Origin of the sequence: Ferrithrix thermotolerans DSM 19514 (genome assembly GCF_900128965.1) — a bacterium.
In the GTDB taxonomy this organism is placed as follows: Bacteria; Actinomycetota; Acidimicrobiia; order Acidimicrobiales; family Acidimicrobiaceae; genus Ferrithrix; species Ferrithrix thermotolerans.
In genome coordinates this window covers 1-2500 of sequence record NZ_FQUL01000064.1, presented here as the reverse complement: position 1 = coordinate 2500, position 2500 = coordinate 1, and the positions used below count along the sequence as shown (strand labels likewise).

Genomic DNA, 2500 nt, shown 5'->3' with positions numbered 1-2500 from the left:
CCATGAAGGGGTAGCCGAAGCGAAAGCGAGTCTGAATAGGGCGTCTAGTCGCATGCGGTAGACCCGAAGCCGAGTGATCTATCCATGGGCAGGCTGAAGCGGGGGTAAGACCCCGTGAAGGGCCGAACCCACTCTGGTTGAAAACAGGGGGGATGACCTGTGGATAGGGGTGAAAGGCCAAGCAAACTCGGTGATAGCTGGTTCTCCCCGAAATGTATTTAGGTACAGCGTCAGATGTTCAGCATCGGAGGTAGAGCACTGAATGGGTTATGGGGCGTACATGCTTACTGATCCCAATCAAACTCCGAATGCCGATGCTCCAGAGTCTGGCAGTGAGACCACGGGGGATGAGCTTCGTTGGTCGAGAGGGAAACAGCCCAGACCGCCAGCTAAGGCCCCAAATTCCTGACTAAGTGGTAAACGATGTGAAACTGCATAGACAGCCAAGAGGTTGGCTTAGAAGCAGCCACCCTTTAAAGAGTGCGTAATAGCTCACTGGTCGAGTGGTTTTGCGCGGACAATGTAACGGGGCTCAAGTCAGGAGCCGAAGCTGCGGACTTCCTAATTTACTTAGGGAGTGGTAGGGGAGCGTCGAGCTTGCAGTGAAGCAGGTGCGTGAGCCTCTGTGGAGCGAGCTCGAGTGAGAATGCTGGCATGAGTAGCGAAAGAGGGGTGAGAAACCTCTCCGCCGAATGTCCAAGGGTTCCTGGGCAAGGCTAATCCGCCCAGGGTGAGTCGGGAGCTAAGGCGAGGCCGAAAGGCGTAGTCGATGCACAACAGGTTTATATTCCTGTACCGCCTAAGAGACGTTATCAGCAATGGAGGGACGCAGGAAGGTAGGTGATCCCAGGCGTTGGTTGTCCTGGGGAAAACGTGTAGGGCGAGGGCCAGGCAAATCCGGACCTCATATAGCCTGAGACGTGATTCCGAGTCGCTTTAGACGAAGTCACTGATCCTATGCTGCCGAGAAAATCTTCTAGCGAGTGTCTTGGGCGCCCGTACCCCAAACCGACACAGGTGGACAAGTAGAGAATACTAAGGCGATCGGGAGAACTGTGGTTAAGGAACTCGGCAAATTACCTCCGTAACTTCGGGAGAAGGAGGGCCTCATTAGGGTGATTGATCTTGCATCTTTGAGCTCGAAGAGGTCGCAGAGACCAGGGGGTAGCGACTGTTTACTAAAAACACAGGAGCGTGCTAAGTCGCAAGACGACGTATACGCTCTGACGCCTGCCCGGTGCCGGAAGGTTACGAGGAGAGGTTAGCCCGCAAGGGCGAAGCTTTGAATCTAAGCCCCGGTAAACGGCCGCCGTAACTATAACGGTGCTAAGGTAGCGAAATTCCTTGTCGGGTAAGTTCCGACCTGCACGAATGGCGTAACGACTTCCCCACTGTCTCAACCACAGACCCGGCGAAATTGAAGTACGAGTAAAGATGCTCGTTAGCTGCATCAGGACGGAAAGACCCCGTGGACCTTTACTGTAGCTTGATGTTGGGCTTTGGTACAGATTGTGTAGGATAGGTGGGAGACTGTGAAGCTGGAGCGCTAGCTCTGGTGGAGTCGTCCTTGAAATACCACCCTGTCTGTGCCGGGGCTCTAACCTTGACCCGTTATCCGGGTTAGGAACAGCGTCAGGTGGGCAGTTTGACTGGGGCGGTCGCCTCCTAAAGTGTAACGGAGGCGCCCAAAGGTTCCCTCAGACTGGTTGGCAATCAGTCGTCGAGTGCAATGGCATAAGGGAGCTTGACTGCGAGACCTACAAGTCAAGCAGGTGCGAAAGCAGGGCATAGTGATCCGGCGGTAGCGTGTGGAAGCGCCGTCGCTCAACGGATAAAAGGTACCCCGGGGATAACAGGCTCATCTTCCCCAAGAGTCCATATCGACGGGAAGGTTTGGCACCTCGATGTCGGCTCGTCGCATCCTGGGGCTGAAGCCGGTCCCAAGGGTTGGGCTGTTCGCCCATTAAAGCGGTACGCGAGCTGGGTTTAGAACGTCGTGAGACAGTTCGGTCCCTATCCGATGCAGCCGTAGGAAACTTGAGAAAGGCTGTCCCTAGTACGAGAGGACCGGGACGGACGCAGCTCTCGTGTGCCAGTTGTCCTGCCAAGGGCACGGCTGGTTAGCGACCTGCGGAAGGGATAAGCGCTGAAAGCATATAAGCGCGAAGCTCTTTTCAAGATGAGGTTTCCCACAGGGTTAACCTGGTAAGGCCCGTGAGAGACGATCACGTTGATAGGCCGGATGTGTAAGTACAGTAATGTATTCAGCTGACCGGTACTAATAGGCCGAGGACTTGGAGTCGTGCTCGCTATGGAGTTCTTTGTGTGCTCAACCACTTAGCGGTGGCCATGGCGGTGGGGAAACACCCGTTCCCATTCCGAACACGGTAGTTAAGACCACCTGCGCCGATGGTACTTGGGGGGAGGCCCCCTGGGAGAGTAGGGCGCTGCCGCTATCTATAACTAAGAAAGACAGAGACCCTACATGGGTCTCTCTTTC

The 2500-nt window shown here is 55.1% G+C and carries 2 rRNA genes (1 of these 2 cut by a window edge); both read left to right on the top strand.

What is annotated here, in order from left to right:
• Nucleotides 1-2302 (top strand): 23S ribosomal RNA (locus BUA24_RS11435); it begins 702 nt to the left of the window's first position.
• A gap of 37 nt (nucleotides 2303-2339) precedes the next feature.
• Nucleotides 2340-2456, top strand: a 5S ribosomal RNA gene (gene rrf, locus BUA24_RS11430).
• Nucleotides 2457-2500: the final 44 nt, after the last annotated feature.